The sequence below is a fragment of the Bradyrhizobium jicamae genome, from assembly GCF_001440395.1.
GTDB lineage: Bacteria > Pseudomonadota > Alphaproteobacteria > Rhizobiales > Xanthobacteraceae > Bradyrhizobium > Bradyrhizobium jicamae.
In genome coordinates, this window is record NZ_LLXZ01000138.1 from 1 (window position 1) to 25,652 (window position 25,652).

At 62.8% G+C, this 25,652-nt stretch carries 23 protein-coding genes; 15 read left to right on the forward strand and 8 right to left on the reverse strand.

What is annotated here, in order from left to right; genetic code table 11:
* From infB to CQ12_RS22350, 6 genes are all read left to right on the forward strand, one after another.
* Window positions 1-2,026: translation initiation factor IF-2 (infB, locus tag CQ12_RS22320; protein WP_057837458.1), on the forward strand; the 2,026-nt coding region annotated here is incomplete at its 5' end.
* Between the two features lie 152 nt (window positions 2,027-2,178).
* On the forward strand, window positions 2,179-2,592 hold the full coding sequence (gene rbfA / locus CQ12_RS22325) for a 30S ribosome-binding factor RbfA (protein WP_057837459.1): 414 nt from the start codon (window positions 2,179-2,181) through the stop codon (window positions 2,590-2,592).
* Window positions 2,592-3,740 carry a tRNA pseudouridine(55) synthase TruB gene (gene truB, locus CQ12_RS22330; protein WP_157088403.1) on the forward strand — a complete coding sequence of 383 codons (1,149 nt, stop codon included), beginning with the start codon at window positions 2,592-2,594 and terminating at the stop codon, window positions 3,738-3,740. The genes rbfA and truB overlap by 1 nt, the downstream gene beginning before the upstream one ends.
* Window positions 3,741-3,742: 2 nt before the next feature.
* On the forward strand, window positions 3,743-4,012 hold the full coding sequence (rpsO, locus tag CQ12_RS22335) for a 30S ribosomal protein S15 (protein WP_028347859.1): 270 nt from the start codon (window positions 3,743-3,745) through the stop codon (window positions 4,010-4,012).
* A gap of 321 nt (window positions 4,013-4,333) precedes the next feature.
* The gene (pnp, locus tag CQ12_RS22345; RefSeq protein ID WP_057837461.1) at window positions 4,334-6,487 is read left to right on the forward strand and encodes a polyribonucleotide nucleotidyltransferase; all 2,154 of its coding nucleotides are present in this window, start codon (window positions 4,334-4,336) and stop codon (window positions 6,485-6,487) included.
* Window positions 6,488-6,718: 231 nt separating this feature from the next.
* Window positions 6,719-7,468: a superoxide dismutase gene (locus CQ12_RS22350; RefSeq protein WP_057837462.1), complete on the forward strand. Its 750-nt coding sequence runs from the start codon at window positions 6,719-6,721 to the stop codon at window positions 7,466-7,468.
* Between the two features lie 83 nt (window positions 7,469-7,551).
* Here CQ12_RS22350 and katG read toward each other — a convergent pair whose 3' ends face one another.
* On the reverse strand, window positions 7,552-9,705 hold the full coding sequence (gene katG / locus CQ12_RS22355; RefSeq protein WP_057837463.1) for a catalase/peroxidase HPI: 2,154 nt from the start codon (window positions 9,703-9,705) through the stop codon (window positions 7,552-7,554).
* Between the two features lie 104 nt (window positions 9,706-9,809).
* On the opposite strand from katG, the gene CQ12_RS22360 reads away from it, so the two are divergent.
* Entirely contained in the window at window positions 9,810-10,757 is a 948-nt protein-coding gene (locus tag CQ12_RS22360) for a LysR substrate-binding domain-containing protein (protein ID WP_057837464.1), read from the forward strand.
* A 230-nt stretch (window positions 10,758-10,987) separates the two neighbouring features.
* Window positions 10,988-11,806, forward strand: coding sequence for a Bug family tripartite tricarboxylate transporter substrate binding protein (locus tag CQ12_RS22365; protein ID WP_198164227.1), 819 nt, complete (start codon window positions 10,988-10,990; stop codon window positions 11,804-11,806).
* Here CQ12_RS22365 and CQ12_RS22370 read toward each other — a convergent pair.
* On the reverse strand, window positions 11,803-13,665 hold the full coding sequence (locus CQ12_RS22370) for an autotransporter outer membrane beta-barrel domain-containing protein (RefSeq protein WP_245310084.1): 1,863 nt from the start codon (window positions 13,663-13,665) through the stop codon (window positions 11,803-11,805). The two genes, CQ12_RS22365 and CQ12_RS22370, sit on opposite strands and share 4 nt — an antisense overlap.
* 308 nt (window positions 13,666-13,973) lie before the next feature.
* Here CQ12_RS22370 and CQ12_RS22375 point away from each other — a divergent pair, with 308 nt between their 5' ends.
* The 3 genes from CQ12_RS22375 (at window position 13,974) to CQ12_RS22385 (ending at window position 16,008) form a co-directional block, all read left to right on the forward strand.
* Complete coding sequence (locus CQ12_RS22375) at window positions 13,974-14,429, forward strand: GNAT family N-acetyltransferase (protein WP_057837466.1); 456 nt, start codon at window positions 13,974-13,976, stop codon at window positions 14,427-14,429.
* Between the two features lie 92 nt (window positions 14,430-14,521).
* Window positions 14,522-15,361 (forward strand): hypothetical protein, encoded by an 840-nt coding sequence (locus CQ12_RS22380; protein WP_057837467.1) that lies wholly within the window; start codon window positions 14,522-14,524, stop codon window positions 15,359-15,361.
* A 50-nt stretch (window positions 15,362-15,411) separates the two neighbouring features.
* A complete protein-coding gene (locus CQ12_RS22385) occupies window positions 15,412-16,008 on the forward strand; it encodes a glutathione S-transferase family protein (protein WP_057837468.1) in 597 nt (198 codons plus the stop codon).
* Window positions 16,009-16,154: 146 nt separating this feature from the next.
* On the opposite strand, the gene fabV is transcribed toward CQ12_RS22385, so the two are convergent.
* From fabV to fabA, 3 genes are all read right to left on the reverse strand, one after another.
* A complete protein-coding gene (gene fabV / locus CQ12_RS22390; RefSeq protein ID WP_057837469.1) occupies window positions 16,155-17,324 on the reverse strand; it encodes an enoyl-ACP reductase FabV in 1,170 nt (389 codons plus the stop codon).
* Window positions 17,325-17,407: 83 nt separating this feature from the next.
* Window positions 17,408-18,631, reverse strand: a complete 1,224-nt coding sequence (fabB, locus tag CQ12_RS22395) for a beta-ketoacyl-ACP synthase I (protein WP_057837470.1) — start codon at window positions 18,629-18,631, stop codon at window positions 17,408-17,410.
* A 62-nt stretch (window positions 18,632-18,693) separates the two neighbouring features.
* Window positions 18,694-19,215 carry a 3-hydroxyacyl-[acyl-carrier-protein] dehydratase FabA gene (gene fabA / locus CQ12_RS22400; RefSeq protein WP_057837471.1) on the reverse strand — a complete coding sequence of 174 codons (522 nt, stop codon included), beginning with the start codon at window positions 19,213-19,215 and terminating at the stop codon, window positions 18,694-18,696.
* A 337-nt stretch (window positions 19,216-19,552) separates the two neighbouring features.
* Here fabA and irrA point away from each other — a divergent pair, with 337 nt between their 5' ends.
* Window positions 19,553-20,044 carry an iron response transcriptional regulator IrrA gene (gene irrA / locus CQ12_RS22405; protein WP_057837472.1) on the forward strand — a complete coding sequence of 164 codons (492 nt, stop codon included), beginning with the start codon at window positions 19,553-19,555 and terminating at the stop codon, window positions 20,042-20,044.
* A gap of 136 nt (window positions 20,045-20,180) precedes the next feature.
* Here irrA and CQ12_RS22410 read toward each other — a convergent pair whose 3' ends face one another.
* Window positions 20,181-20,708, reverse strand: coding sequence for an SH3 domain-containing protein (locus CQ12_RS22410; protein WP_057837473.1), 528 nt, complete (start codon window positions 20,706-20,708; stop codon window positions 20,181-20,183).
* A gap of 343 nt (window positions 20,709-21,051) precedes the next feature.
* Here CQ12_RS22410 and CQ12_RS22415 point away from each other — a divergent pair, with 343 nt between their 5' ends.
* Together CQ12_RS22415 and CQ12_RS22420 are read left to right on the forward strand one after the other, a co-directional pair.
* On the forward strand, window positions 21,052-22,053 hold the full coding sequence (locus CQ12_RS22415) for a 2-hydroxyacid dehydrogenase (protein ID WP_057837474.1): 1,002 nt from the start codon (window positions 21,052-21,054) through the stop codon (window positions 22,051-22,053).
* Window positions 22,054-22,104: 51 nt separating this feature from the next.
* Entirely contained in the window at window positions 22,105-22,638 is a 534-nt protein-coding gene (locus tag CQ12_RS22420) for a hypothetical protein (protein ID WP_057837475.1), read from the forward strand.
* Between the two features lie 124 nt (window positions 22,639-22,762).
* Here the strand turns inward: CQ12_RS22420 and CQ12_RS22425 are convergent, their stop codons facing one another.
* A complete protein-coding gene (locus CQ12_RS22425; protein ID WP_057837476.1) occupies window positions 22,763-23,677 on the reverse strand; it encodes a LysR family transcriptional regulator in 915 nt (304 codons plus the stop codon).
* A 119-nt stretch (window positions 23,678-23,796) separates the two neighbouring features.
* Between CQ12_RS22425 and CQ12_RS22430 the strand changes: the two genes are divergently transcribed.
* Entirely contained in the window at window positions 23,797-24,792 is a 996-nt protein-coding gene (locus tag CQ12_RS22430; protein WP_057837510.1) for an aldo/keto reductase, read from the forward strand.
* 4 nt (window positions 24,793-24,796) lie between these two features.
* On the opposite strand, the gene CQ12_RS22435 is transcribed toward CQ12_RS22430, so the two are convergent.
* Window positions 24,797-25,600: a HesA/MoeB/ThiF family protein gene (locus CQ12_RS22435; RefSeq protein WP_057837477.1), complete on the reverse strand. Its 804-nt coding sequence runs from the start codon at window positions 25,598-25,600 to the stop codon at window positions 24,797-24,799.
* Between the last annotated feature and the right edge of the window lie 52 nt (window positions 25,601-25,652).

Sequence of the window (25,652 nt, forward strand, 5' to 3'; positions counted from 1 at the left end):
GCCCGCCCGCGCGCCAGGCGTTGCCGCCGATGGCTCCGACGAGGACGAAGGTCCGCGCCAGGTTCGGCGCGGCCCCGGCGGCGCCATGCGCCCCGCAGCGGCTCCCAAGACCACCCACAAGCCCGGGCCGCAAAAGGAACGCGGCCGCCTGACGGTGGTCACCGCGCTCAATGACGATGTGCGCGAGCGCTCGATCGCCTCGTTCCGCCGCCGTACCCAGCGCCTGAAGGGCCACGCCTCCAACGAGCCGAAGGAAAAGCTGATCCGCGAGGTCACGATTCCGGAAGCCATCACCATCCAGGAACTCGCCAACCGCATGTCGGAACGCGCGGTCGACGTCATCCGCCTGCTGATGAAGCAGGGCGCGATGCACAAGATCACCGACGTGATCGATGCCGACACCGCACAACTGATCGCCGAGGAATTGGGCCATACCGTCAAGCGCGTCGCCGCGTCCGACGTGGAAGAGGGCCTGTTCGACATCGTCGACGACACCACCGATACCGAGCCGCGCTCGCCTGTCGTCACCGTGATGGGCCATGTCGACCACGGCAAGACGTCGCTGCTCGACGCGCTCCGCCACGCCAACGTAGTGTCGGGCGAAGCCGGCGGCATCACCCAGCATATCGGCGCCTATCAGGTGACCTCGCCGGAAAGCGGCAAGAAGATCACCTTCATCGACACGCCCGGCCACGCCGCGTTCACCGCGATGCGCGCGCGCGGCGCCAAGGTCACCGACATCGTGATCCTGGTGGTTGCGGCCGATGACGGCGTCATGCCGCAGACGATCGAGGCGATCAACCACGCCAAGGCGGCGAAGGTGCCGATGATCGTGGCGATCAACAAGATCGACAAGCCCGACGCCAAGCCGGAGCGCGTGCGCACCGAACTGCTGCAGCACGAGGTTCAGGTCGAATCGTTCGGCGGTGAAGTCGTCGACGTCGAGGTCTCCGCCAAGAACAAGACCAATCTCGACAAGCTGCTCGAAATGATCGCGCTGCAGGCCGAACTGCTCGACCTCAAGACCAATTCGGAACGGCCCGCCGAAGGCACCGTGATCGAAGCCAAGCTCGATCGCGGCCGCGGCCCGGTCGCCACCGTGCTGGTCCAGCGCGGCACGCTTCGGGTCGGCGACATCATCGTGGCCGGCGCCGAGATGGGCCGCGTCCGCGCGCTGATCTCGGACCAGGGCGAGAACATCGACGAGGCCGGACCTTCGGTGCCGGTCGAGGTGCTCGGCTTCAACGGCCCGCCGGAAGCCGGCGACCGCCTTGCCGTCGTCGAGAACGAAGCCCGCGCCCGCCAGGTCACGAGCTACCGTGCCCACCAGAAGCGCGAGAACGCCGCAGCGTCGATTTCCGGCATGCGCGGCTCGCTCGAGCAGATGATGTCGCAGCTCAAGACCGCGGGCCGCAAGGAATTCCCGCTGATCGTGAAGGCCGACGTGCAGGGCTCGCTCGAAGCGATCTTGGGATCGCTGGAAAAGCTCGGTACCGAGGAAGTTGCCGCGCGCATCCTGCATGCGGGCGTCGGCGGCATCTCCGAATCCGACGTCACGCTGGCGGAAGGCTTCAATGCGGCGATCATCGGCTTCTCGGTGCGAGCCAACAAGGAAGCCGCCGCGGCCGCCAAGCGCAACGGCATCGAGATCCGCTACTACAACATCATTTACGATCTCGTCGACGACATCAAAAAGGCGATGTCCGGCCTGCTCGCGCCGACGCTGCGCGAAACCATGCTGGGCAATGCCCAGATCCTGGAAGTGTTCAACATTTCCAAGGTCGGCAAGGTGGCCGGCTGCCGCGTCACCGACGGCACCGTGGAGCGTGGCGCCAATGTTCGCCTGATCCGCGACAACGTCGTGGTGCACGAGGGCAAGCTGTCGACGCTGAAGCGCTTCAAGGACGAAGTGAAGGAAGTGCAATCCGGCCAGGAATGCGGCATGGCGTTCGAGAATTACGGCGACATGCGTGTCGGCGACATTATCGAATGTTATCGCGTGGAGACGATCCAGCGCTCTCTGTAAGTCCAAATCTTGCGAAGAGCTTCGGATTTTATTGACTGAGAATGTGGCGTCATGGCCGGACTTGTTCCGGGCATCCACGTCCTGATCCTGATTTAACAAGCAAGACGTGATGCCCGCGAGACGCGCGGGCTTGACGGCTATGAGAGACTCTAATGCCCCGTCACCACAACAAGGGTTCCGCTCCCGGCGGCTCGCAGCGACAATTGCGCGTCGGCGAGACCGTGCGCCATGCCCTCGCCGACATTCTGTCGCAGGGTAACGTTCACGACCCCGACCTCGAAGGCCACATCATCACCGTTCCCGAGGTGAGGATGTCACCCGACCTGAAGCTTGCGACGATTTACGTAATGCCGCTCGGCGGTCGCGACACCGACATCGTGCTCGCGGCGCTCGATCGCAACAAGAAATTCCTGCGCGGCGAGATCGCTCATCGCGTTAACTTAAAATTTTCCCCTGACCTCCGCTTTCGCGTCGACGAACGATTCGACGAAGCGGAACGGATCGAGAAATTACTGAGAACCCCTGCGGTGCAACGCGACCTCGCACCCGATTCGGACGACAAGTGATGACGATGCCCTCCGCCAACCGCGCGATCGCGCAGCAAGCTGCCGATTCGCACGCCGGTGAAGAAAAAAAATTTTCAGGTGAGCCGCGCGACGAGCGCCGCGCTGACGACGACGAACGTCGCGCCGGCGATGGCGAGCGCCGCACCAATAACGATCCGCGCCAGAAGCAGCCGCACCAGAACAATCAGCCCCGACGCGACAAGCGCGACGTCCATGGCTGGGTCATTCTCGACAAGCCGATCGGCATGACCTCGACGCATGCGGTCGCGGTTCTCAAGCGCCTGTTCCAGGCCAAGCGCGCCGGCCATGCCGGCACGCTCGATCCGCTGGCCTCGGGCGGCCTGCCGATCGCGCTCGGCGAAGCCACCAAGACTGTTCCCTTCGTAATGGACGGCCGCAAGCGCTACCGCTTTACGGTCGCCTGGGGCGAGGAGCGCGATACCGACGATACCGAGGGGCGGGTTGTCAGGACCTCCGACCTCCGGCCGTCGGCGGAGGCGATCCGGGCCCTGCTGCCGCAGTTCACCGGCCTGATCGAGCAGATCCCGCCGCAATATTCGGCGATCAAGGTCCAGGGCGAGCGGGCTTACGATCTGGCGCGGGACGGCGAAACTGTCGAATTAAAGCCCCGGCCGGTCGAGATTCACGAATTAACCCTTGTGGAACATGGCGATAACGGCCAGTCCGTGTTCGAGGCCGAGTGCGGCAAAGGTACCTATGTAAGGGCATTGGCCCGCGATATCGGCCGGATTCTGGGCTGTTTCGGCCATATCTGCGCGTTGCGGCGGACCTTGGTCGGCCCATTCCGCGAGACGGACATGATTCCGCTGGAAGAGTTGGAGGCTTTATGCAATAGAGCCGCGTCTGGCGAGGGAAGCCTCGCCGACGCGCTTTTGCCCGTTGAGACCGCGCTGGACGACATCCCGGCACTGGCCGTCACACGGGCTGATGCGGCAAGGCTCCACCGGGGCCAGGCCGTTTTGTTGCGCGGACGGGATGCGCCCAATAGTAGCGGCACAGTCTATGTCACGGTGGCAGGCCGGCTTCTGGCCCTCGCCGAAATTGGCAATGGCGAACTCATCCCCAAGCGCGTGTTCAACCTGACCGGGCTGACTGCCAGCCCCGGTCGCAGCAATGAGAGAGTTTGACGATGTCGATTACCGCCGAACGCAAAGCGGAAGTCATCAAGACGAATGCCACCAAAGCCGGCGACACCGGCTCGCCCGAGGTTCAGGTTGCGATCCTGTCGGAACGCATCAACAATCTCACGGGCCACTTCAAGACCCACGTGAAGGACAATCATTCACGCCGCGGCCTCCTGAAGCTCGTGTCGACGCGACGCTCCCTTCTCGACTACATCAAGAAGAAGGACGAGGCGCGTTACAAGGCGTTGCTCGAAAAGCATAACATTCGTCGTTGATTTGAGAGTACGCGCGCGCAACTTGCGCGCGTTTTCGCATGATTTCCCGAAGAAAACGGACTCCGATTGTTGGAGACGATCATGCGCAAGGAGCATCGTCCGATGAGGATCATGCTCGACAAACGTCCAGCAGCAATCCGGCCGCTGGGCAGGGCAAGGTGCCCGTGACTGCCGAGAGGATGGACGCCATCCGAAAGATGAAGACCATGGCAGGATCGCCAGATGCTGATCTCGCAAAAGCGACCAGCATCTCGCCGTCTTGCGCATGGTCTTTGTGTTTTTGGGCTCCGAGCTCTCGGGAACCCATGAAAGAAGACCACTATGTTCAATAAGCATTCCGTCGAGATCGACTGGGGTGGACGTCCCCTCAAGCTGGAAACCGGCAAGATCGCCCGTCAGGCCGACGGCGCCGTTGTCGCCACCTATGGCGAGACCGTCGTGCTCGCCACCGTCGTCGCCGCGAAAGCGCCGCGTGAAGGCGTCGACTTCCTGCCGCTGACCGTCGACTACCAGGAAAAGACCTATGCCGCGGGCCGCATTCCCGGCGGCTATTTCAAGCGCGAGGGCCGTCCGACCGAAAAGGAGACGCTGGTCTCCCGCCTGATCGACCGCCCGATCCGTCCGCTGTTCGCCGACGGCTGGCGCAATGAAACCCAGGTCATCGTCACCGTGCTCTCGCACGACATGGAAAACGATCCCGACGTGCTGTCGATGGTCGCCGCCTCCGCGGCGCTGACGCTGTCGGGCGCCCCGTTCAAGGGACCGATCGGCGCCGCACGCGTCGCCTTCAGCAACGACGAATACATTCTCAACCCGACGCTCGACGAGATGACCGACACGCAGCTCGAGCTCGTCGTCGCCGGCACGACCGACGCGGTGCTGATGGTCGAATCCGAAGCCAAGGAGCTTTCGGAAGAGATCATGCTCGGCGCGGTCATGTTCGGCCATCGCCACTTCCAGCCGGTGATCAAGGCGATCATCGAACTGGCCGAGAAGGCCGCCAAGGATCCGCGCGAGGTCACCACCATCGACAACAGCGCGATCGAGAAGGAAATGCTCGGCCTGATCGAGCAGGAGCTGCGCACGGCCTATGCTATTCCGATCAAGCAGGATCGCTATGCCGCCGTCGGCAAGGCCAAGGAAAAGGTGATCGCGCACTACTTCCCGGAAGGGCAGGAGCCGAAATACGACAAGCTGCGCATCGCCGGCGTGTTCAAGGAGCTCGAAGCCAAGATCGTTCGCTGGAACATCCTCGACACCGGCAAGCGCATCGACGGCCGCGACGTCAAGACGGTGCGCAACATCGTCGCCGAAGTCGGCGTCTTGCCCCGCGCTCACGGTTCGGCGCTGTTCACCCGCGGTGAGACCCAGGCGATGGTCGTGACCACGCTCGGCACCGGCGAAGACGAGCAGTATATCGACGCGCTGTCGGGAACGTACAAAGAGACGTTCCTGCTGCACTACAACTTCCCGCCCTACTCGGTCGGTGAAACCGGACGCCTCGGCGGCACCAAGCGCCGCGAAGTCGGCCACGGCAAGCTCGCCTGGCGCGCGATCCACCCGGTCCTGCCGCCGCACCACGAATTCCCCTACACGGTGCGCGTGGTCTCCGAGATCACCGAATCCAACGGCTCGTCGTCGATGGCCTCGGTGTGCGGCGCCTCGCTGGCGCTGATGGATGCGGGCGTTCCGTTGAAGCGGCCGACCGCGGGTATCGCGATGGGCCTCATCCTCGAAGGTTCGCGCTTTGCGGTGCTGTCCGACATTCTCGGCGACGAGGATCATCTCGGCGACATGGACTTCAAGGTGGCCGGCACCGACCAGGGCATCACCTCGCTGCAGATGGACATCAAGATCGAGGGCATCACCGAGGAGATCATGAAGGTCGCCCTCGGCCAGGCCAGGGAAGGACGCATCCACATCCTCGGCGAAATGGCCAAGGCGCTCACCAACGCCCGCGCCGAGCTCGGCGAATACGCGCCGCGCATCGAGACCTTCAAGATCGCGACCGACAAGATCCGTGAAGTGATCGGCACCGGCGGCAAGGTGATCCGCGAGATCGTCGAGAAGACCGGCGCCAAGGTCAACATCGAGGACGACGGCACCGTGAAGGTCGCCTCCAACGACGGCGAGGCGATGAAGGCCGCGATCAAGTGGATCAAGTCGATCGCCTCCGATCCGGAGATCGGCCAGATCTACGAAGGCACCGTGGTCAAGGTGATGGAGTTCGGCGCGTTCGTGAACTTCTTCGGCGCCAAGGACGGCCTCGTCCACATCAGCCAGCTCGCTTCGGCGCGCGTGCAGAAGACCTCCGACGTCGTCAAGGAAGGCGACAAGGTCAAGGTCAAGCTGCTCGGCTTCGACGACCGTGGCAAGACCCGGCTGTCGATGAAGGTAGTCGACCAGACAACCGGCGAGGACCTCGAGGCCAAGCAGAAGGCGGAAGCGCCGCAGCGCGAAGCCGCCGGCGAGTAAGGCATCGCTGGAATGTGAACAAAGGGCGGCCGAAAGGCCGCCCTTTTTTGTTATCTGCCTGCGCGGTATACTGGGAGTATTGAGGCACCTGTGCAATTCCGCCGCAGGATCGTAAGAACAAAAAAACGGAACCCGATCCCTGCGGTCGCCCGTAGCTTGTCGCGCGCAGCGCGCCTAGCGGCGTCCCGTTACAGATACCTACCTGTTCATTCACAGATAAGGAGAAAACCAATGTTATCCATGTCCCGGCGCCATTTGATGCTGGCTGCAACCGGACTAGCCGCCGCGGCAGCGGCGCCGCGTATCGTCTTTGCGCAGGCCGCGGCACCAGCCCCGGCGCCCGCCGCCGCAACCGGCCCCTTCACGCTGCCGCCGCTGACCTATCCGACCAATGCATTCGAACCGCATATCGACGCCAAGACGATGGAAATCCATCACGACCGTCATCACGCGGCCTATGTCGCCAACATGAACAACGCCGCCAAGACCAATCCGCAACTGGGAACGGCGAAGATCGAGAACGTCCTCGGCAATCTGAATGCGCTGGACGACAGCATCAAGTTCACTGTCCGCAACAATCTCGGCGGCCATGCCAACCACACCATGTTCTGGCAGATCATGGGTCCGAACGGTGGCAAGCCGGAAGGCGAGGTGCTGGCCGCGATCGATCGCGATCTCGGCGGCCTGGAAAAATTCCAGAACGATTTTAACGCCGCCGGCGGACGCCAGTTCGGTTCGGGCTGGGTGTTCGTGACCGTCACCAAGGACGGCAAGCTCGCGATCGAGACCCGCCCGAACCAGGACAGTCCGATCATGGACGGCAAGCGCGCGCTGATGGGCAACGATGTCTGGGAGCACGCCTATTATCTGAACTACCAGAACCGCCGCGCCGATTATCTCAAGGCGTGGTGGAATACGGTGAACTGGGCCAAGATCGCCGAACGTTATGCCGCAGCGAAGGCCGGTACGCTCGGCGTGTAAGCGCATCGTATCTGAGCGACTTATGTGAAAAGGGCGGCCTCTCGGCCGCCCTTTTTTGTTTTTCCAGATCGCTTTCGTAATGATCAGGCGATGTCGAACCGATCGAGGTTCATCACCTTGGTCCACGCCGCCACGAAGTCTTTTGCGAACTTCGCCTTCGCGTCCGCGGAGGCGTAGACTTCCGCAAACGCGCGGAGCTGCGCGTGCGAGCCGAAGATCAGGTCGATGCGGGTGCCGGTCCACTTGACCGCATTGGTCTTGCGGTCGCGGCCTTCATAGGTGCCATCAGAGCCGGCGGGCTGCCATTGCGTGCTCATGTCGAGCAGGTTGACGAAGAAGTCGTTCGTCAGCGTGCCCGGCTTTTTGGTGAACACGCCGTGCTTGGAGTTGCCGGCGTTGGCGCCGAGAACGCGCAGACCGCCGACCAGAACCGTCAGCTCCGGACCCGTCAACCGCAGCAACTGCGCCCGGTCCACCAACGCCCCCTCGGGCGACATGAACTGATGCTTCTTGCTGTTGACGTAGTTGCGGAAGCCGTCGGCACGCGGCTCGAGCGGCGCAAAGGACTCGACGTCGGTCTGATCCTGCGATGCGTCCGCGCGACCCGGCGTGAACGGCACCTTCACGTCAACGCCGGCGTCCTTGGCGGCTTTTTCCACCGCCGCAACACCGCCGAGAACGATCAGGTCGGCCAGCGAAACCTTCTTGCCGAACTCCTTCTGGATCGCTTCGAGCTTTCCGAGCACGGTCTTGAGCTCGGCCGGCTGGTTGACCTCCCAGTCCTTCTGCGGGCTGAGGCGGATGCGCGCGCCGTTGGCGCCGCCGCGCTTGTCGGAGCCGCGGAACGTCGACGCCGACGCCCATGCCGCCGAGACGAGCTGGGGCACCGACAGGCCGGAGCCGAGAATCTTCGTCTTCAGCGCAGCGATGTCCTGCTCGCCGATGACGGGATGATCCACCGCCGGGATCGGGTCCTGCCAGATCAGCGTTTCCTTCGGCACCAGCGGGCCGAGGTAACGCGCGATCGGACCCATGTCGCGGTGCGTGAGCTTGAACCAGGCCCGCGCGAACGCGTCGGCGAACTGCTCCGGATGCTCGTAGAAGCGCCGCGAGATCTTCTCATAGGCCGGGTCGAAGCGCAGCGACAGGTCGGTGGTCAGCATGGTCGGCACATGCTTCTTCGACTTGTCGTAGGCGTCCGGGATCGAGGCTTCGCCGCCTTTCGCCTTCCACTGCTGCGCGCCGGCCGGGCTCTTCGTCAGCTCCCATTCGTTTTCGAACAGGTTCTTGAAGAACAGATTGCTCCACTTGGTCGGCGTCTGCGTCCAGGTGACTTCCGGTCCGCCGGTGATCGTGTCGGCGCCGATACCGGTGCCATACTTGCTCTTCCAGCCAAGACCCTGGTCTTCGAGCGCACCGCTTTCCGGATCCGCTCCCACCAGCGACGGATCGCCGGCGCCGTGGGTCTTGCCGAAGGAGTGGCCGCCGGCGATCAGGGCGACGGTTTCTTCGTCGTTCATCGCCATGCGGAAGAAGGTTTCGCGGATATCCTTGGCCGCTGCGAGCGGGTCCGGCTTGCCGTTCGGCCCTTCCGGATTGACGTAGATCAGGCCCATCTGCACGGCGCCGAGCGGCTCCGCGAGCTGGCGCTCGCCGCTATAGCGTTCGTCGCCGAGCCAGGTGCCTTCAGGCCCCCAGAACAGCTCCTCGGGCTCCCAGACATCGGCGCGGCCGCCGGCGAAGCCGAAGGTCTTGAAGCCCATAGATTCCAGCGCGACGTTGCCCGCGAGAACCATCAGGTCGGCCCAGGAAATCTTCTGGCCGTACTTCTGCTTGATCGGCCACAGCAGCCGGCGCGCCTTGTCGAGGTTGGCGTTATCAGGCCAGCTGTTCAGCGGCGCAAACCGCTGCTGACCGGCGCCGGCGCCGCCGCGGCCGTCGGTGATACGGTAGGTGCCCGCGCTGTGCCAGGCCATGCGGATCATCAGCCCGCCATAGTGACCGAAGTCGGCCGGCCACCATTCCTGCGAGTCCGTCATCAAGGCAGTGAGGTCCTTGACCACGGCGTTGAGGTCGAGCGTCTTGAACTCCTTGGCGTAGTCGAACGCCTCACCCATCGGATCGGAGAGAGTGGAATTGCGGTGCAGGACCGATACGTCCAGCGCGTCCGGCCACCAGTCGCGGTTCGTGCGCGCGCGATTGCCGCCCGAGAACGGGCATTTGGTTTTGTCGTCCATGATTGTCTCCTGATGGTCCTTCCAGTCTGGAATTGGAAGCAATCTAAGCGCCGGCTTCCATCAGGTGAAGTTGATTTTAATGATCGATCTGATAAGATATTCTGATGATGCAGATGACGCTCAGACAACTTCGCTATTTCGATGCGCTGGCGCGTCACGGCCATTTCGGGCGCGCGGCCGAGGCGTGTTCGATCTCGCAGCCGGCGCTGTCGATGCAGATCAAGGAAATGGAAGAAGTGCTCGGCGGCGTGCTGCTGGAGCGCAGCGCCCGGCAGGTCACGCTGACGAAGTTCGGGGAAGAGATCGTCCAGCGCGTCCGCGATATCCTGCGCTCGGTCGATGAGCTCGGCGACTTCGCGCGGGCGTCGCGGGATCGGCTGGCGGGGCGGTTGCGCATCGGCATGATCCCGACGATCGCGCCCTATCTGTTGCCCAAGGTGATCGAGAACCTGGCGCGCATGCACCCCGAGCTCGACATTCACGTCCGCGAGACGCTGACGCCGAAACTGATCAAGGAGGTCGTGGAGGGACGGCTCGATACGGCGATCGTCGCCTTGCCGGTATCCGAGCCATCGCTGACCGAGGTCATCTGTTTCTCTGAGAATTTCCTGTTGGTGCGGCCGGGCGAGGACGAGGGAACGCCGGTGCCGAGCCATGAGACGCTGCGCGAAATGCGGCTGTTGCTGCTCGAAGAGGGACACTGCTTCCGCGACCAGGCGCTGTCGTTCTGCAACATGCAATCCTCACCGCCGCGGGAAGTGCTGGATGCAAGCTCGCTGTCGACGCTGGTGCAAATGGTCGGCGCCGGCATCGGCGTCACCCTGATCCCGGAAATGGCGGTCGGGGTGGAAACCCGCTCGGCGGCGGTCTCCGTCGCCCGTTTCAGGAATCCGCAGCCGTCGCGAACCATCGGCATGGTCTGGCGCAAGACGAGCCCGCTCGCCGGACAACTTCAGCAGATATCCGAAGTGGTTTGCCTCGCCGCCGACGCGTTACGCGCACAGCGCGAGGCGAAATCGCCGTCGCGGAAGCCGCCGAACGACCGTAGTTAGACCGCAGGCCGGAAAATGTCGGCACCCTTGTCTTCTTGGTAGGCGCGCACCTAGAGTACCTACCGGGAGGAAGAAAAATGAACCGAAGGCGCTTCCTGCACTGCTCGATTTCAGCGGCTGCGGCCCTCGCATTGCCGACTGCCTCACGCGCGCAGCAGTACCCTACGAAAATCATCCGCTTCCTCGTCGGATTCCCTCCGGGCGGCTCTGCCGATCTGACGATGCGCCAATTGGCCCATCGCCTCGATGCGGTATTGGGTGCCAAGCACCTCATCGAGAACCTTGCCGGCGCATCTTCGACACTCGCAGCCGTGCAGACGGTGCGCGCCGAACCGGATGGGCATACGCTTTTTCTCGGCTCGAATGTCTCCCAGGTGATTGCGCCATCGATGCTGAAGCTGTCGTACGATCCGCTGACGGCGCTTGCGCCGATTTCCCAGGTGACGACGAGTTCCAGTCTCGTCGCCGTATCAGCCGGCTATGGCGTGAAGAACTGGGCAGAATTTCTGGCAAAAGCAAAACGGGAGCGCGATGGAGTGTTCTACGGAACTTCCAACGTCGGCTTCCAGATACCCGCTGTCCAGATATCCAGGATCGCCGGGATCAAGCTGGTCAACGTCCCGTTCAAGGGTGGCGCCGAGACAGTTACTGCGGTCCTGGGTGGCAACATCCCGATGATCATCGGAACACCTCCGACAATCCTGCCGCATGTCAACTCAGGTGCACTTGTAGCGCTGTGCGCAACGAGCGCGGAGCGGTCTTCCGTGATGCCGGACATTCCAGGAGCCAACGAAGTCGGCCTCAAGGGGATGGATTCGGTTGGATGGTTTGGCGTCTTCGCACCCGTGAAGACACCTTTGTCCACCATCACCCAACTCCACGCGGCGATTCAATCCGTGATAGCCGACAAGTCGCTCCTGCAGGCACTTGGCAGGGAAGGTCTGGAGCCCAGGGGTTCCGCGAGCCCGGAGGCCTTTGCGAGCTTCCAGAAGAAGGAATACGAGGAAAGCACGGCGATTATACGCGAGGCCGGACTCGCGGCGAACTAGAGCTTTATCCTGAGCGCAAACGATCCCGTCTGATTCAGAAGCCCGGAAGGGCTGGTCTGCACGCCGTAGCGCAGGCTGAGATCCAGATTGTCCGTCCGCTGCGACGCCAGTCCGATGCCCGCCGAATAGAGCCAGGGCGACTGGCTGAATGCCGTGGTGACGAAGCTGTCGCCACCGGCCGCGAATGCCGCCGATATCTGCAGCCGATTGTTGAGCAGATTGTAACCGGCCGCGCCGTCGGCAGTAAGCCAAAGGCGGTCGGCGATCCGATACGTGCCCTTCACGCCTGCACTCAGCATCAGTTCGCGATAGAGCTGCGACGCGACATTGAGGTTCAATCCGCCCGCGCCGCTTTCGCTGTAGGCACGGCTAAGCACCTGCGCGTAGTCGAGCCGCAGCGAGGGCAGCAGCGAAAGTCTCTCGTGGACCGGAATGAGCTGCTTGACCGCAACCCCGGCATGACCGGTATAGCTGAGATAATCGGCGGCGGCTGTGCTGCCTACGAACGAGAGCGAGCGGTTGACGCGGTTCTGATTGATGCCGCCATCGAGCAGGAAATCGATTTCGGTGCCAGGCCTCAGTGCATAGGCGCCATAGAGCCCGAGTTGATAATTATCCAGCCCGAGCCGGTTGGGCACAGTCGGATCGCTGCCCGCGATGTTCTGATGCCCATACGAAAACAATCCGCCGAGCACCGCTCGCGACGACACCGGCATATCGACGCCGGCTATGAGGCCGCCGCCATTCGCACGATATCCCGGCGCGCCATCATTGCTACCCTGGCTGGCGCCGCCGCCGAGCGGCTTGAGCCAGACATTTCGCTCTGTCGCCGTTCCGCCCGTGCGCAGGCCGTAGGCGTCATCAAGCCGGCCGTAGACGCTTTGCTGAAGCCCGCGTTGCGCGGCGTAGGTCGCCTGCGACGCCGCGCCTGCGAGCACGGGCAAGGTCTGGCTGATGGCATTCGAGAGCGCCGGCGCATCCAGGTTATCGAGAATCGAAAACGTCGGCGCCATCGCGCCGGTCAACCCAAGCGGCGTCGACGCCATCTGGTCGAGCACAACAGCCGCACCTAGGCCCGCGCGGTTGTTCTGTCCTGCCAACACCTCGGCATAGGGCTGAACGAGAGAGATGTTGGCCCATCCTCCGGTCGGATTGCCGGAGAGATCGTAGGTGCTGACGAGCATTTGCGCACCCGACGCGTCGCCGGAGGCGGAGCCATAGAGGCTGGTGAGGTTGCCGCGCGACAGCGTGTTGAACAGCACCCGGCCCTCGGGGGTGATGGAGCTGAGCAGGGTGAAATTGCCGGCGTTACTTCCAGTGGGCGCCGCGCCGCTGCCCCAGAAGTATCCGTTCTGATAATCGCTCACCACGAAGCGACCTGGCGTCATGGTGCCGAACATCGAAGGGCTGGTGATGCGCCAGCGTCTGCCCGAGGTCCACGCCCATTTCGGCACCGAATTGGCCATCACGGGCTGCGGCGCCGGCGGCACGAAGGTCAGGGGATCATACGGGACCATGTAGGCCCAATGCGTGATCAAGAGGTTGTCGCCCGTGATCATCTGCATTTCCATCTGCGTCACGCCGTTGACGAGGCGCATCTGGCCGAGGCCTACGGTCACCACGCCGCCGCCGACCGGCGTGAACACCATGGTGATCTGTCCCGCGGTCGTGACAAAACCCTGGATCGTCGAATTCTCGGTATGCTGCGCCGGCCCGATCGCGAGTTGCGCGCTGCTGATACCGGTGAATGCGCCGTTGCTGGCCGTACCGAGCGACCACAGCGTCTGATCGCCGATCGGAATCGGATTGGAGAAGCCGGTTCTCGGCGCGGCATAGGCCAGGAGTTGCGGGACCGACACATCCAATGCGAATTGGACAGCGCCGTATCCCAGATCGCGGATTGCGCGAAGGCCGGTCCGCCCGCGCCCGCCATGATCAGGCCGGCCGCGCTTGTCAGCAAATGCAAGCAAATCCAGCGCGTCAGCAACGTCACTTCCTCCGTGAAAGCTGTACAAGGGGACCGCGCAGATGCCTTGCATGCAGGCATTGCGGACATGGCCGTTACGGCCGAAAGTGCACCGTGCGCAGCGGCATTGTCCTCCCATGTTCATGGGGGAACGGGTCGCCTCGAATCCAACCGTCGCAAGGGAAGCCCGGAAGCATCGCCATGCCGCAACCCATCATCCGTCCTGTCCGACCGGACGAATATGACGAAGTCGCCCGGGTCTGGATGAACAGTTGGGTATCGACGGGACTGGAAGATGCCAGCGATGCCGTGCTCGCGAGATTGCGTGCACGCATTGCGATGGGAGCCGAGAAGGGCTCAAGCCTTTACGTCGCCGACGACAACGGAAAATTGGCGGCGATGCTCACGCTGCATCTGCCCGACCGTTATCTCGATCAATTGTTCGTTGCGCCCGAATATCAGGGTGACGGTCTTGGACGCCAACTGCTTGCCTTCACACGGCAACAAATGCCTGACGAAATCTGGCTGCGCTGCGTGCGCGAGAATGAAAAAGCCTGGCGCTGGTACGAGCGCGAAGGTTTTGTGTTCGAGAAGGAGGAGGTCGAGCCGGCGATCGGCCGCGTTATGAAATATTATCGATGGCGGAAGGGCGACTGATCCGAGGAGCGCGAAGCATCTTCGTGTTGCACGTCGTCTTCGCACGCTGTAGTTTCAAAATTCCAACGCGCGTCTTCCGTTATCGAGCTCCTATGGTCAGAATATTCGTTGCCGCGACTTTGCTTGCATGCTTCGTCGTTTCAGCATCGGCACAAATCCCGTCGCCGCCGGGAGCGGCCACGCAAGCCGACACACCTGCTGTCAAGCCCGCCGCCAAGAAACCTGCACCGAAGAGCAAAGCCGCTGCCAAGCAGTCCGCGCCAGCCGAGAGCGGCCCATGCCAGATCGGTATCATCTCCGCGATCGGCGACAAGTTTGCCGTTCAGAAAGTCGGCCTTACCGTATTCGGGAACGAGCTGACGGAGGTACCCATTCATGCGTGGGGTCTTGACGATCTCGTTGTCGCTCGCGTTCGCGCGGCCACCTCCGGCGTCAACGTGCGAAAGATCGCCTATTCCAAGGGCGCGTTCGAGCCATATTACCATCCTCCAACGAGGCTATTCCGGAACGACGACGAAGAGCTGACCTCCGTCGTCAGACAGATTGCGGCAAGTTCGAATTGTGCTCGCTATTTCGTTTTCACGACCTACGCAGCACAGTTGCAGGGTACTAATCAGTCGCTCCCAGGCATTGGCGTGCTGCACCACGGCTCGGGACCCTTCAGCAACACGTCCCTGTTCGCCAATTTTGTGGTGAGGGTATTTGACGGCCAGAGTTTCGCCATCGCTAAAAGACCGTCGGCAGATCTGGGCGCCATCCTTGCGGGGAGCTTTGGACGCCTGGGACAAGACCCGCTCACCAAGCTTGAGGCCGAGGACTTCCCGGCATCGCCGGCGGACGCGGTCGCCAGTTCGACCCTGCGCGATCATACCCGTGCCTTACTTGCAGCCAGACTGGACAAGGCGGTCGCGGCTTATCTCAAGCAGGAGTGAGATCGCACCGACAGAACTCACCTTCGGCTAATCGGAAGAGGAGTTACAGAATGATAAAGCTCTACTGGTCGCCCCGCTCGCGCTCGATCTCCGCCCTCTGGCTGCTCGAAGAAAGCGGGCTGCCTTACGAGCGGGTGCTTACCGACATCACCACGGGCGCGCAGAAGACGCCGGAATATCTCGCGATCAATCCGATGGGCAAGGTGCCGGGGCTGAAGGACGGCGACGCCGCGCTCGGCGAAGCGGCGGCGATTTGCGCCTACATTGCCGACCGCTATCCGGAAACCAACCTCGCGCCGGCGGCAACCGATCCGCTGCGGGCGCGGTATCTGCAATGGCTGTTCTTTTCGCCTGCCTGCATCGAACCGGCGCTGATCCAGCTTTTCACCAAGCTCGAAGTGCCGCCGAGCACGGCGGCGTGGGGAAGCGCCGCGCAGACCCTCGACGTGCTCGATGCCGCGTTGCAGAAGGGGCCATGGATTCTCGGCGAAAAATTTTCGGCCGCCGACATCATGCTCGGCTCAGGCCTGAACTTCGCGGTGCGCCTGTTCAAGATGGTGCCGCCGCGGCCTTCGTTCGATGCCTATATCGACCGCTGCGTGGCGCGCCCGGCGTTTCAACGCGCGGAAAAGATCGCCGCGGGGTGAATCGTAGGGTGGGCAAAGCGGAGCGTGCCCACCATTTTGGAGGCGCGTTCGGGGATAGATGGTGGGCACGTCGCTAACGCTCCTTTGCCCACCCTACGAAAACTGTAAAACAACCCCATGCAAAGTAGAGTGGTTTCCCGCGCGGCTCATGTGACGACGCGAGGGTCCACGTCCTGTGAGTAATCGACACCGTCGATGCCAAAGCCGAACAGGCGAAGGAATTGGCTGCTGTATTCTGGAAGGTCTGCCAATTCGCCGAGCGTTTCCGTGGAAAGCAGCGGCCATCGTCGCAACACTTCCGCCTGAACTTCTGATGAAAGCTCCCAGTCGTCGACCCTGAGGCGCTGGGCCTCGTCAAGTTCGGCACCCGAGCCAAGGCTAGTTCGGAACAGGCGATCGATCTGCTCGATGCATCCTTCATGATTGCCGAGCTGCTTCATCACCTTGAACAGCACCGTCCCATAGAGCGGCACTACCGGAATGGCGGAGCTTGCCTGGGTGACGACGGCCTTCAGCGCCACCACGCGGGCCGCGTCCTGCCCGAGCCGGCCCCGGATCGCTTCCGCCTTGCGGTCGAGATCGACCTTGGCGCGACCCAGCGTGCCGTTCCAGTAGATCGGCCACGTCAGTTCGCTGCCGATATAGGTGTAGTTCAGCGTCCGGAAGCCCGGCGCCAGCACACCGGCATCCGCGAGCTGGTCGATCCAGCGCTTCCAGTCATCGCCGCCCATCACCGCTACCGTTGCGGTCGCTTCATCCTCGCTCGCCGGCGCAATGGTCGTCTCATAGACCTCGCCGGTTTCGGTATTGAGGGTCTTGATTTCGACGGGAGCGCCGAGCGGCTTGATCGCCGAGCGCCAGGTCTTGCCCGTGACCGGATCGGTCCGAACCGGAGCCGCCATGCTGTAGACCAGCATGTCGAGCTGTCCGAACTTTTCGCGCACATTGTCGATGAAGGTCTTCTTCAACTCGTCGGAGAAGGCGTCGCCCTCGAGCGTGAGGGGAGATCGTCCGACCTTCTCGGCCTCGATCTCGAATGCGCGGTTGTTGTACCAGCCGGCGCTGCCTGTTCGCGTTGCCGTGGGCTCGCGCTCCAGCGACACGCCGATGGTCTCGGCGCCGCCTGCGAAGGTCGCAACGATGCGGCTCGCGAGACCATAGCCCGTCGAACATCCCAGCACGGCGACGCGCTTGGGGAATTCCGGAACAGCCCCCTGGCGGAGAACATAGGCGATCTGCTCGCGGACATTCCTGGCGCAGCCGACAGGATGTGCCGTCGTGCAGATGAAGCCTCGCACGCGCGGTTCAATGATCATGCTTACCCCGTTTCGGATTGTAGCAGCGTCCCGCCCGCCGCCTGCCGATCTCTCGACGCAAGCGAGGAGGGCTAAAAACGAAATTACGCATCCATCCGCTTGAACACCAGCGTGGCGTTGGTGCCGCCGAAGCCGAAGGAGTTCGACAACACGGTGCCGAGCTTGGCGTTGTCGATGCGCTTGCGCACGATCGGCATGTCGGCAAACACCGGATCGAGCTCGGTGATGTGGGCGCTTTCGCAGACGAAGCCGTTGTTCATCATCAGCAGCGAATAGATCGCTTCCTGCACACCGGTGGCGCCGAGCGAATGACCGGTCAGCGCCTTGGTCGCCGAGATCGGCGGGCACTTGTCGCCGGTGCCGAACACTTTCCGGATCGCCTCGATTTCCGGGGGATCGCCGGCCGGCGTCGAGGTCGCGTGCGGATTGATGTAGTCGACCGGCGTCTTCACCGTCGACAGCGCCATGCGCATGCAGCGCTCGGCGCCTTCGCCCGACGGCGCGACCATGTCGTAGCCATCGGAGGTCGCGCCATAGCCGACGACCTCGGCGTAGATTTTCGCGCCGCGCGCCTTGGCGTGCTCGAGCTCTTCCAGCACGACGACGCCGGCGCCGCCGGCGATGACGAAGCCGTCACGGCTGACGTCGTAGGGACGCGAGGCGGTGGCCGGCGTATCGTTGTATTTCGAGGACATCGCGCCCATCGCGTCGAACAGGACCGACAGCGACCAGTCGAGCTCCTCGCAGCCGCCCGCGAAGATCACATCCTGCTTGCCGATCTGGATCGTCTCATAGGCATTGCCGATGCAATGGTTCGAGGTCGCGCAGGCCGACGAGATCGAATAGTTGACGCCCTTGATCTTGAACCAGGTCGCAAGCGTGGCAGACGCGGTCGACGACATCGCCTTCGGCACTGCAAACGGTCCGACCCGCTTCGGACCCTTGCTGCGGGTGATGTCGGCGGATTCGACAATGGTGCGCGCGGACGGCCCGCCCGAGCCCATGATGATGCCGGTGCGAACGTCGGACACTTCCGCCGGCGTCAGGCCGGAATCCTGGATAGCCTGCTCCATAGCGATGTGATTCCAGGCCGCGCCCTCGCCGAGGAAGCGCATTGCGCGCCGATCGATGACGTCAGCCGGATTGATGGTCGGTGCGCCCTGCACCTGCGAACGAAAACCCATCTCGGCGTACTTCTCCGCGCGCTTGATGCCGGATTTCGCGTCGTGAAGGCTCGCAAGCACTTCCTGGGTGTTGTTTCCGATGGACGAGACAATGCCCATCCCCGTAATGACAACCCGCTTCATGATCGCCTCGCCCTACCGTTTCGTTCGTCTGTGAAATATGTTCGTTGTGCAGTCGCGCCATTTTAGCCTGGCGCGGTGCCCTGCTTGAACAGCCCGACCTTCAGGTCCTTGGCGCGATAGATAATCTCGCCATCCATGGAAAGCCAGCCGTCGCCGACGCCGAGCACCAGCTTTGAACGCATCACGCGCTTCATGTCGATGTTGTACACAACCTTGCGGGCGTTCGGCAGCACCTGGCCGGAGAACTTCAATTCTCCGAGCCCCAGCGCGCGGCCGCGTCCCTCGCCGCCGATCCAGCCGAGGTAGAATCCGACCATCTGCCACATCGCGTCCAGGCCGAGACAGCCCGGCATGACCGGATCATTCTTGAAATGGCACCCGAAAAACCAGAGGTCCGGCGTCACATCGAGCTCGGCGCGGATCAGGCCCTTGCCGAATTCGCCGCCCTTGTCGGTAATCTCGGTGATGCGGTCGAACATCAGCATCGGCGGCAGCGGCAATTGGGCATTGCCCGGGCCGAACATCTCGCCGCGGCCACAGGCCAGTAGGTCCTCGTATTCATAACCGCTGCGGCGATCCAGCATCGTATTCAGCCTTTACCTTAGATGTCCCGATGGAGCGCTTTTTGAGCGAACCGGACCCGTTTTCCCGACGGAAACGTTTGTTCCCGCAATTTGGCGCTACTTAGGGTGCTATCGGCATTAGCCTCTGCCGAAATCGCATATGTGGTCCGCGCGCTCTGTAACATAGGCATTAGGGCCCGGGAAAGCACCGGAACGGGCTAAAACGCCGCGTTGGGCGCGCTTGTTCCGCCCTCACCTTGGGTCGGTTCTAGTTGCGAAAAACTTGCATCTACCTGATTTCCTTTTATATTGGGCAAGATTATTGCCCAAGTTAGCGCGTGTGGTATCCGAAGTGGACATGAACGACCAAGCCTCGCCCCTGAACGACGATGGTATCGATCCGGCCGCCCGTGCCGCCGGACATCAGCCGGCGTTGACCGGTTGTCCCTGGCACGACGTCAACGAAATGTTGCAGGCCGCGGGTCTCAGGCCCACCCGGCAGCGCATGGCTTTGGGCTGGCTGCTGTTCGGCAAGGGCGCCCGCCATCTGACGGCGGAAATGCTGTACGAGGAAGCGACGCTGGCCAAGGTCCCGGTCTCGCTCGCCACCGTCTACAACACGCTCAACCAGCTCACCGATGCCGGCCTGCTGCGCCAGGTCTCGGTCGACGGCACCAAGACCTATTTCGACACCAACGTCACCGCACACCACCACTTCTATCTCGAGAACAACCACGAGCTGGTCGACATTCCCGATCCGCATCTGGTGCTGTCGAAGATGCCCGACGTGCCCGAGGGTTACGAGATCGCTCGCATCGACATGGTCGTGCGGCTGCGCAAGAAGCGCTGACCTCCGCATAAGCTCGTAGGGTGGGCAAAGGCGCATTTGCGCCGTGCCCACGGTCTATCCGAAATCGCGAATAGAGATGGTGGGCACGCTTCGCTTTGCCCACCCTACGGCTCTGCGCAAGACGCGGGTGCGCGCCTCAATCCACCTTCTCATCGGCGTAAACGCCCCACAGGCGCTGCTGCTCGATCCAGCCGTCAAAGCCGTTGCCGATCACGCGGCACCAGCCATTGGTGCATTTCTTGACCTGGGCGACGACGCCGGCCTGCAGGCGGGCCGCAATCGCGCTGGTCCGATCGGGACGATCATAGAGCGATGCCAGCTCGTCCTTGGTTTTCATGGTCACCACCGCAGTGCGGCGGCCGGACAACAGCGAATGATAGACCCAGCCCTCGGATCCTTCGGAATCGCGCACGCGGCGCCAGTTCTCGAACTCGGCCGTGATTTCGACCGGCAGGCCCGAGCGGGTGTAGACCCAGGCGACATCATTGTCCTTGGTCGGACCGGCCCGCACATTCACATGATCGGACTTGAGGCTGACATAGCGCGGCACCGGCAGGCCGCTCGTGGTGGCGGCCGAATCCTTGGCCGAAAATCCTGTGCTGACGGAAGCGACAAGCCAGCACCCCACCAGCAACGCGACCGAACAGAAACGCCTCAACGCCATCAACCCGTCTCCTGCCGAGCCAACCACAACTCGAATTCCTCGAGTTGAAACCGCCCGCTACGCCCGAAAAACCCCAGACCCCTGTGCCCCGCTTTGGCCGCACCCGGCTTGCGACATCCGAGGGGTTCTTGTCTTGGCCCGGCCTTCTGATAGAGAGGACGGAACGCCTAGAACCAGAACACCTGGATTTTCCGCCGAGAATCCGAGGAAGTATTGGGAACCCAAGGGACTTGCCTCAGCAAACAGCCGGATACCGGGACCGCGTGGCCAACGCAGTGTCGAACAACCGGGTTAATGAGGCCTGAACGGCGCGCTGCAGCGCACTCCCTCATGAGAGCAGGACATGTCGGTTAAGAAAAAACCTCTCGTCGTCGTCACCCGCAAACTGCCGGACTCGATCGAGACGAGGATGCGCGAGCTGTTCGACGCGACGTTGAATCTCGACGACACGCCGATGACGCCGCAGCAGATTGCCGAAGCCAGCCGCACGGCCGACGTGCTTGTGCCGACGGTCACCGACATGATCGACGAGCAGATGCTCAAGCACCCCGACTGCAAGCTGCGCATGATCGCCAATTTCGGCAACGGCGTCGACAATATCGACGTCACGGCGGCGCATGCGCGCGGCATTACCGTGACCAACACGCCGAAAGTGCTGACCGAAGACACCGCCGACATGACCATGGCGCTGATTCTCGCCGTACCACGGCGGCTGATCGAAGGCGCAACCATTCTCCCGGACGGCAAGAGCTGGCCGGGCTGGTCGCCGACCTGGATGCTCGGCCATCGCATCGGCGGCAAGCGCTTGGGCATTATCGGCATGGGCCGCATCGGCCAGGCGGTCGCCCGTCGCGCGCGCGCCTTCGGCCTGCAGATCCACTATCACAACCGCCGTCCGGTGGCGCCTGTTATCGCCGAGGAGTTGGGGGCGACCTACTGGGAAAGCCTCGACCAGATGCTGGCGCGGATGGACATCATCTCGGTGAACTGTCCGCATACGCCGGCGACCTATCACCTGTTGTCGGCGCGGCGGCTCAAGCTGATCCGCAAGGACGCCTATATCGTCAACACTGCGCGCGGCGGGGTGATCGACGAGGACACCCTGATCAAGCTGCTGGAAGCCGGCGATGTCGGCGGCGCCGGCCTCGACGTCTACGAGCACGAGCCTGCGGTCAATCCAAAACTGGTGCGGCTCGCCAAGGCCGGCAAGGTGACGCTGCTGCCGCATATGGGCTCGGCCACCATCGAGGGCCGCGTCGAGATGGGCGAGAAGGTGATCATCAACATCAGGACCTTCCTCGACAACCACAAGCCGCCGGATCGCGTGCTACCCAGCATGCTGTGAGGGGGTTTGCGGTGAAGTGGAGGCATTCTGAAGTCGTTACCTGACAGGGCGATGTTGCTGAAAAGCACTGTAAATCTTGCCTCTCGGTTTCTGGCGAGCATCCTTTCGGAGATGCTGCCTCCAACGATAACGCTATCGCCGTCCCTGTTTCTTATCATCCATCCCGACAAGGTCGTGTTGAGTGACAATCTCAGCGAGCGCCGCATTGATCTGTCCCGGGATGAGGTGAGAACAATTTTGGACTCGGCCCGCCTGGCCAGGTCGTCCGGCCAAATCCGCGCGATCGACTTTGATGGTTTTACCATTGAGATCGACGATGGCCCTCCGAACCATTTTGATGATCTTACCATTGAGATCGACGGTCGCCCTCCGAGCCATCCGATGATCTTCGACTATCACCCGATCAGTTGGATCTGGAAGCCGAGCTTGGTAACGCTAGAGCCCACGACGGACTACATAGGAATCGACATCAAATGGGCATCAGGCCGAATTCGCGGCTTCATCGAGAATGCAAGGGTTGATCTCGCTTACACCGAACTCGCGAGAATAGACGCTAAATCTACAACAAGCGGACGCTCGCTATAACCGGGAAACCGAGACCCGATGCGAGCGAAGCAAGCGTGGCCCGGGTGGAGCGCAGCGAAAATCCGGGGAATCGTGCCGCGGATGCTAATCCCGGATCAGGCTGCGCTCCATCCGGGCTAAGGCATTACTTACTCTTCCGCCGCTCCCGCTTTCGCCAATCCGCGACAAAGGCCACGAACGCGGCGAGCGCCGGCGGAGGCTGGCGGCGGCTCGGATAATACAAAAACGGTCCCGGAAACGGCGCGCACCAATCGTCGAGCACGCTGACCAGCGCGCCGGACTTGATGCCGTAGCGCACGTAACCCTCGAACGTCATCCAGAAGCCTGTGCCGTCATGCACGGCACGCAACGCAAGGCCGAGATAGGTCGCGATCAGCTTGGCCGGCGGTGAGACCTTCACCACGCGCCCTGCTTTCTCGAATTCCCAATCCAGCATCGCGCCGCTGCCGAAGCGGGTGCGGATGCAGGCATGGTCGAGCAGATCCTTCGGCGCTTCCGGGCGGCCATGCCGCGCCACATATTCCTTTGACGCCACGACCGCGTAACGCTGCGGCGACCCCAGCGACACCGCGATCATGTCCTGCGCCAGATGTTCGCCATAGCGCACGCCGGCATCGAAGCCTTGAGCCACGATATCGACGAACGAACTTTCGCCGACGATCTCCAGATCGATTTTCGGATGCTTCTGAAGAAACGGCGCCACCATCGGTGCCAACACGAGATCGATCGCCGGCGGCGGCGCGTTGATGCGCAGGCGCCCCGAGGGCACGCCGCGCAAGCCGCGCACCTGATCGATCGCGTCGCCGACATCCGATATCGCAGGCGCGACGCGGGCCAGCAGCAGCTCGCCGGCTTCGGTGAGCGCAACGCTGCGCGTGGTGCGGTTCATCAGGCGCACGCCGAGCCGCTCTTCCATGTCGCGCAGCCGCTGGCTGAGGCTCGAGACGGAAACGCCCTGCTCGGTCGCGGCCCGGCGGAAATTCTGCGTGCGCGCGATGGCCACGAAAGCACTGAGGTCGCGGAGGTCGAAATCCTTCATTGTTCGATATACTGAACAAGCTATTCCAAATTGTCCAGCTTATCGGTTTTGTCCGGAGGATGCATATCAGCCTCGTCACGACGGCGCGAACGGCCGCCGGCAATTCGAGGAGAACCATCATGGAAAAGCGCAAACTCGGCTCTACCGGCCCTAACGTCTCCGCCATCGGCCTCGGCTGCATGGGCATGTCGGACTTCTACGGCCCGGCCGACCGCAACGAGAGCATCGCCACCATCCATGCCGCGCTCGATGCCGGCATCACCCTGCTCGACACCGGCGATTTCTACGGCATGGGCCACAATGAAATGCTGATCCGCGAAGCGCTCACCTCGCGCAACCGCGATAACCTGCAGATCAGCGTGAAGTTCGGCGCGTTGCGCGATCCCAACAAGGGCTTTCTCGGCTATGACAGCCGTCCGGCCGCGATCAGGAATTTCGTCGCCTATTCGCTGCAGCGGCTTGGCGTCGACACCATCGACATCTATCGGCCCGCGCGGCTCGATCCGGATGTGCCGATCGAGGAAACGGTCGGCGCGATGGCCGACATGATCAAAGCCGGTTGGATCAGGCATATCGGCCTTTCCGAGGTCGGCTCCGAAACTATTCGCCGGGCGCACGCCGTGCATCCGATTGTCGATCTGCAGATCGAGTATTCGCTGCTCGCACGCGGCATCGAGAGCGACATCCTGAAGACTTGCCGGGAACTCGGCATTGGCATCACCGCCTATGGCGTATTGGCGCGCGGCCTGATCAGCGGCCACTGGACCAAGGATCGTTCCGGCGCACAGGATTTCCGCAGCCTTAGCCCGCGCTTTCAGGGCTCGAATCTCGATGCGAACCTGATGCTGGCTGACTCGTTGCGGCGAATTGCCGACGACGTCGGCGCTTCGCCAGCCCAAGTCGCCATTGCCTGGGTCGCCGCGCAGGGCAGCGATATCGTGCCGCTGGTCGGCGCCCGTCGCCGCGATCGTCTCGCTGAGGCGCTCGGTGCACTCGATGTAAAGCTGACGCCGGCCCATCTGGCCACATTGACCGAAGCATTTCCACCCGACGTCGCCGCCGGCGCGCGCTATCCCGAAGCCCAGCTTGCGCATATGGACAGCGAGAAGCGATGAGCGGCTAGGCCGCGTGCCCGCTCAGATCGACGATAACGGGCGTATCGCCGTTGAGCGGGTTTTGCGGATCGCGCTGATAGCGCAGGGTTTCAAAGCGCATCGCGCGCGCGTCCACCATCACCAACCGGCCGACCAGGCTTTCGCCGAAGCCGACGATTTCGCGGATCGCCTCCAGCGCCATCATCGAGCCCAGCATGCCCGCCAGCGCGCCCATCACGCCGGCCTCCGCGCAGGCCGGCACGGTGCCGGGCGGCGGCGGTTCGGGAAACAGGCAGCGATAGGTCGGATTGAAACGGCCGTCGGCGTCCCGCTCATGCGCGCGGATCGTGGTCAGCGATCCGTCGAACTGACCCAGCGCCGCCGTGATCAGCGGCTTGCCGGCGAAGAAACAGGCATCGGAAATCAGATAGCGGGTTTCGAAATTGTCGGAACCGTCGAGCACCAGATCGTAGTCGTCGATCAGCGCCATCACGTTCCCCGCATTGAGACGCACCGCGTGCGGCTCGAACTGGACATGCGGATTGAGCGCGCGAACCGTCTCCGCGGCGCTGTCGACCTTGAGCCGGCCGATGTCAGGCGTGGTGTGGATGACCTGCCGCTGCAGATTGGAGAGCGAGACGATGTCGTCATCGACAGCGCCGAGCCGGCCGACACCGGCGGCGGCCAGATACATCAAGACAGGTGCGCCGAGCCCGCCGGCGCCGATCACCAGCACCGACGCCTGCTTCAGCGCGGCCTGCCCGGGGCCGCCGACGTCGCGCAGCACGATGTGGCGGGCATAGCGTTCGAGTTCGTCGGCCGTCAGCATGGTCGTACTATTTCCTTCTCCCGCACCTCGACTGTCAAACCAGAACGAGGAA